The 5,763-nt window shown below is 63.6% G+C and carries 2 protein-coding genes; one reads left to right on the plus strand and one right to left on the minus strand.

Going from position 1 to position 5,763, the window contains the following annotated elements:
- Positions 1-131: 131 nt before the first annotated feature.
- Positions 132-3,344: an ATP-binding protein gene (locus VEI45_RS01180; protein WP_324849310.1), complete on the minus strand. Its 3,213-nt coding sequence runs from the start codon at positions 3,342-3,344 to the stop codon at positions 132-134.
- 284 nt (positions 3,345-3,628) lie between these two features.
- Between VEI45_RS01180 and VEI45_RS01185 the strand changes: the two genes are divergently transcribed.
- Positions 3,629-5,763 (plus strand): peroxidase family protein (locus VEI45_RS01185; protein ID WP_324849311.1); only part of this gene is annotated, 2,135 nt, incomplete at its 3' end.

The raw sequence follows: 5,763 nt of genomic DNA on the forward strand, positions 1-5,763 counted from the left end.
AGCGGGATCGTCAGGTAAAACATCCCGTTCGAGAACTGTGACAGTTTCAAAGAAATCGGCCAGGACCCGCGCGGCCAGCAGCCCACCCATGCTCGCCCCGACAACGACGGCACGCTCGCCCAGCCCTGCCATTAGTGATCCGCCGAAGTGTGTTGAGCTGCAGTCAAATTAGCGTCGACATTGGTTATCAGCGCATCAAAGCCGGCGGCTGCCGCCTTGGTGCGGTGTTGTTCCAAGAAGTTTCGGTAGCTGCTTTCGTCGCCACGCGCGTGCGCGAGCAGTGCCCGCGAACGCAACAGCGGCAGTTCGTGGAGCACGAAACCGGGATCGGTGGGTACGGCGGCCAGTTGGTCGATCGCGGCCTGCGCTTCGCATTGGTCGCCACTGGATCCGCGTCGGACCAGCAGTTGGACCAGAACTTCGGTGGCCCTTCCGCGCCAGATCATGTCGCCGCTTTCGTACGCCCCGCCCACGACTCCCCGCACCAGGTCGATGGCACCATCGAGATCGCCGGTGCGGGCCTTCTCTAATGCGAACTCGGGTTCGACGATCGTCAGCGCGCTCAGGGAGAACCGCTCCGCCACGGCCATGTCACGGGCTTGAGTAAACAGGTCGAGACCCGCCTCGCGTTGCGGGCCCTCGCGACAAACCAGAACCAGGCCTCGGCAGAGACGGCCCATCCCGAGAACGAAGTCGTCACTGGAACTTTCGGCGATGCGCAGCGCCTCGACGGTCTCGCGCATGGCGGTCGCATCGGGCGGCAGCGCGCCGAAAGGAATGGAGGCGACGTACTTCCACAACAGGGCGAAAACATAACTCGTCGGGTCGAGAGGAGCAGCCATCGCGATCGACGTCGCGGCGTCGTCGAGCCACCCTCGCATGCCCAGACACATCTTGACGTGGCCGCGCATCGCGATCGCCGTGCTCAGCGGTGAACCGAAGATCAGGTTGCCCTTGGTGGGGTCGCCGTCGGCCAAGTCGATGAGGCGATCCGACAATCGCAGCGCCTCGATCATCTCGCCGGCCTGGCATTTCGCGTAGACCGCGGCGAACAGCAGAGCGACGGTCAGCGTCGGGTCTCCGATCGATTCGAGCAGGTCGCTCTGCTCCGAAGCGACTCGGGCCGCCTCACGAAAGCGGTTGTGGAACGTCAACGCCATGATGAACCCGGTCATGCCGATCGCCAGCGACACCTTGTCGTCAGCCGCTGTGCACAGATCTCGCAGTTCGTCGAAACCGGTATCGGCGATGCTGCCGCCGGTTCGCCAGAGAGTGCCGCAGAGCAGGTTGCGCGGCGCGATCTGCATCGCCGCCCGAAATGGGACGTCGGCCGGCAGGCGATCGGCGACCTGACGAGCCCGCTGCCAGTTGGTGCGGGCCGCCCGAATGTCGCGGAAGGAGGACCAGGCGCCGGCGCGCATATGCCAATCGAACGCCGCACGCAAATCCCCAGCGGCTTCGAGGTTTTCGGCAATCAAGGCGGCGTTCTCGTCGGCCGCCCCGGGATCCTGCTGTTCGATCGCCACAGCCAGGCGCCGGTGCAACTCGGTGCGTCCGGCCTTCAACTGTGACTCGTAGGCCACCGTTCGAATCATCGGGTGCCGAAACGCATACTGGGCCCGCGGGGTGAACATCACCTGATCGATCAACTCCACCTGGAGCAATTCGGCGATCGCCTCCCCTACTTCGATGTCATCGAGCAAGGGGGCCACCAGCTCAGCCCTGAATCGCGCACCGACGACCGCGGCGGCGTACAGGAAGTGTTTGGCCGGCCTACCGAGGCGGTCGATGCGGGCGGCGATGGTGGCCTGCAGCGTGCCCGGCACAGTGATGTCGGCGGCGTCATCACGGCACAGGTAGGCGCCGCGATCGCCGTCGAGCACACCGCGTTGAGCCAGATCACGCACCATCTCCTCGGCGAAGAACGGGTTTCCGGCGGCGCGTTCGGCGATCCGCCCGGCCAGAGCGCGTACCGACGGGTCAGTACCCAGCAGCTCGGTGGTCAATGCCGCGGTCTGCGCCGCGTTCAGCGGCGCCAGGGAGATCGTCTGTGCGCCCGGTGTCCGCGACAACGCGCCCCGGTATTCCGGGCGATAAGTGATCAGCACCAGCGAATGGCTTTGCGGCACAACAGTGACGAACCCAGCGAGCATGGCCTCACTGACCTCGTCAATCCAGTGCAAGTCCTCGATCACATACAGCGCCGGTGTGGTGCGTGCCAAGAGGGCGGCATTCAACAGAGCTGCCAACCGTCGCCGACGGGCATCAGCCGTAATGGTGGGCGGCACGGCGTCGGGGTCGCCGATTCCGAGCAGGTCGTCCAGCAGCAGCAGGTCCTCGGGGTTGGCGTCGGGGATGCGGGCCCGCACCCGCGCCCGGCCCTCCTCCTCGTCGAGGTTGCTCACCCCGAAAACCCGGCGCAGCAGCCGCGCCACCAGATGAAACGGAACATCGCGAGTATGGGATTCGCAGGCAACGGTGAACACCTCGACCCCGCGACCGGTCGCCAGCGTCACGGCCTCGCGCATGATGCGACTCTTGCCGATGCCGGGTGGCCCGACCACGCCGGCCACACATCCGGCACCGCTGATCGCCTGCTCGAGGATGGCGGCGATGGTATTCATCACCCAGGTGCGTCCGACCAGGGTCGGCTCGCGTCGGCCGATCCGCGCGTGCTCAGCCGCGGCCCCGAGCAGTCGACGCGCGGGTAGCGGCTCCTCGGCGCCTTTGACGTGTACCGACTCGGGCGCCCCCAGCACGGTGACGTGTTCGACCAGCCGGGCGGTGGACTCGCTGAGCATCACCCCGCCGGGTGGGGCGACGGATTCCATCCGTTGCGCCAAACCGACCTGCTCTCCGACCGCGGTATACGCCCTTGTATCAGAGCTGATTTCGCCGGCAATCACTTGTCCCGAGTTCAGCCCGACCCGCAGCTGCAGCGTGACGCTGTCGCGGCGCAGCACTTCGTCGGCCAGTTGCGCGATTTGCTCTTGGATGTCCAACGCCGCCAAACAGGCCCGAACAGCGTGATCCTCCAGAGCGACTGGCGCGCCGAACAGCGCCATAATGCCATCGCCGGTGAACTTATCGACCGTGCCGCCGTAGCGCCGAGTAATCGTTGCCGCGCAGCCGAAGACGCCGGCCATGATCTCGCGCAACCGCTCCGCCCCCAGCGTCGAGGCGATTGTCAGAGAATTCACCACATCGGCGAACAACACGGTCACCTGCTTGAACTCCGGCTGCTCTCCCGCTTGTGGCGCAGGTGCCCCGCATGCGTCGCAGAAGCGGGCGCCGTGGCGCAGCTCAGTGCTGCACACTCGGCACACCGCGCCTGCTGGCCCCATCCGCCTCTCCCGCCACTCGTCAGTGGTGCGGGCCGCCCACTGCACCAATAGAGGAGATTATCGACCTACGGCGCTGTTGAAGCAGCCGTTTGGATCACGCGTCACACGGGGGCAACGCTTTTGGTCGGCAGCTTCCGGGTGATTGACCTATGCTGTTCACCTTAATGATTGAGCGAATTGACGCTAATCATGTCCCCCGCGGGTGAATTGCGTGTTTCATGCCCTCCTTAACCGCCGACTCAAGTAGATTCTGGTTCCGGGTTTGCCATGCTAGGAGCTTTCGTATGTGTTACAGAAAAGCGTTGTCGGCGCTGAGAAAGGGCGAATACGACAACGCCCTAGCCTGGCTTAGAGTCCCGCTTGCCACGCTCCCCAACGGCAATGTTTACGCGCTTGCGGGCCTGGCCTACTTCCAGAAAGAGTGCTACGACAAAGCCAAGGACTACTACGCCAAGGCGGTGCAAGCCGGCGGCAAGGATGCCGCCGACTGGGGCAAAATGCGAGCCCTCGCGAAGGCCAACGCATACGCCGAAATCAATATCGAAGTGCCCACACCGCAGTATTTCAACGGCCCCGACCTACTGAGGCCTCCTGTGGTGGGCGACCTGCCCTGGCCGCCGTGGCCCGCGCAGGGGCATGGCTGCTTCAAGCGACTGCGCTTGTTCCTGGGCGAGGCGCTCGGCGCAGTATTGACGCGGTTTATGGATTGGCTCACCAACCTGGTGGGTCGGAAGTACGGATATCGCGCGAAGATCTGGACCAACTGGTACCGCCACCCGTGGTTGGTCGCAGTTCTAATATTGGCCTACGTGCGCGAACAGCTGAACGCGAAAAACCTGAAAAGCACCTACCCGGCCGGAGAGTTGGTCGCGTTCCAGAGGGCGGAGCTGCCGGTGCCGCAGGGCGTCGAACAGTTCCGCACCGCCGATGGAAGCTGGAACAACCTCAAGGATCCGAAGGAAGGCGCTGCCGGCACGCGCTTCCTGAGTAATGTCAGGCTCTCAACCATCCGACCCGAGACGCTTCCGGGACTGCTCGTACCGAACCCGCGCAAAGTCAGCCTGGAGCTGCTCACGCGCCCCGACGGTGACGATGGCGAACCAGAAACGACAACAGTTCAATTCCTTAATCTGTTGGCCGCATCGTGGATCCAGTTCATGACCCATGACTGGATTAGCCACGGAGATGTCGATCCCAACGACGTCATCGCGGTGCCGCTGCCCGACGACGACCCAGCACACGCTCGTTACCTGCAGAACGAATTAAAGATCAGCAGGACCCAGCCCGATCCGACGCGCAGAGGTCCAGAGGAGCCGGCCGCCACGAGTTTTATCAACGAGGTCACCCACTGGTGGGACGGTTCGCAGATCTACGGCAGCGACCAGAGCACCCAAACACGGCTGCGCAGCCTTGATATGGGCAAGATGGAGTTGGGCGACGACGACTTGCTGCCGGTTGAGCGCGTCACCAAAGCGGCTCAGCCCAGCACCCAAGCGGCTCAGCCCAGCACCCTAGTGGAAGACGCCGGTTTCATGCGCAACTGGTGGGTTGGCCTCACCATGCTGCACACCCTCTTCGTGCGTGAACACAACGCGATCTGCGACATGTTGCACGCGGCTTACCCAGACTGGAACAACGACCGCCTCTTCAATGTCGCGCGGCTGATCAACGCTGCGCTGATGGCCAAGATCCATTCCGTCGAATGGACCCCGGCCATCCTGCCCAACCAGACGCTCGAAACGGGGCTGAACTCGAACTGGTATGGCTTGCTGACCTACAAACTGCGTAAGGGCAAGGCGCGCAAGACAGTGTCCGACGTGAATATACGCAACCCCGAGCTCGGTGGCATCGTCGGCAACCCAATCAACAGACACCACTGCGCGTTTGGGCTGTCCGAAGAATTTGTGGAGGTCTACCGCCTGCATTCGCTGCTGCCCGAAACGCTACAACTGCGGCGCCGTGGCCAAAACGGCGTCACGCCCGTGCCACTCCCAGCGACGCGTCAGCACGGCTCGGTCGAAATCACGAGCGAGTACGCGATGTCGGACTTGTTCTATTCTTTCGGCAACCAGCAGCCGGGCGCGTTGGTGCTCAACAACTTTCCCCGCTTCATGCAGGAGCTCAGCGTCGCGGGCAAATCATTCTTGGACATGGGCACCGTGGATATTGTGCGTGCGCGCGAACGTGGCGTCCCGCGTTATAACGAGTTCCGCCGCCAGCTAGGGCTGAATCAGATTGAGAGCTTCGACGAACTTACCGACTGCCCGGACCTGCGGCAGAAGCTGAAGTCCGTTTACAACAACAACGTCGAGGACCTCGACCTGCTGATCGGCACGCTGGCCGAAGGCCACCGGCCTACCGGCTTCGGTTTCGGCGAGACCGTGTTTCAGATCTTCATCGTCAGCGCGAGCCGCCGCCT

Source organism: Mycobacterium sp. (assembly GCF_035623875.1).
GTDB lineage: Bacteria > Actinomycetota > Actinomycetes > Mycobacteriales > Mycobacteriaceae > Mycobacterium.